The organism is Aliivibrio sp. S3MY1 (assembly GCF_028765575.1).
GTDB lineage: Bacteria > Pseudomonadota > Gammaproteobacteria > Enterobacterales > Vibrionaceae > Aliivibrio.
Window position 1 is genome coordinate 1 of record NZ_JARACO010000127.1, and the last position, 404, is coordinate 404.

The 404-nt window shown below is 33.9% G+C and carries 1 protein-coding gene; it reads right to left on the reverse strand.

Translation table 11 applies throughout. The features are described 5' to 3' along the window. Positions 1-26: 26 nt before the first annotated feature. The coding region (locus PVK62_RS17545) for a Fic/DOC family protein (protein WP_274449512.1) at positions 27-404 on the reverse strand (378 nt) is incomplete at its 5' end.

Here is a 404-nt window from a genome sequence, read left to right on the forward strand (position 1 = left end):
TGTAGCAAATCGTGTTGATGCATTTGTTAACTGCGCTTTTCAGCTTTAGTTACACAAACAGAAAACAGCTCTTTCATTGGTACATAATTACAATGATAACCATGGATATTTGCGGCAACCCACTGCTCAGACGTAATACCAGAAAAGTTAATATTGTAACCACAGTTGATCGCAATATGCTCAAACAACAAACGTTGGGCACGACCATTTCCTTCACGGAATGGGTGTAAGACATTAATATCGCAATAATACTCTGCTAATTTAATAAGAAATTCATCGTATGGTAGATCTACTAAATACTTATCTTTTTCTAACATTGAAAATAGATTATTTGCTTCTTTTTCAATCCTAGCTACATTACAGAAACGTGTATTTCCTTTTGAAATATCAATCGTTCTTAACTC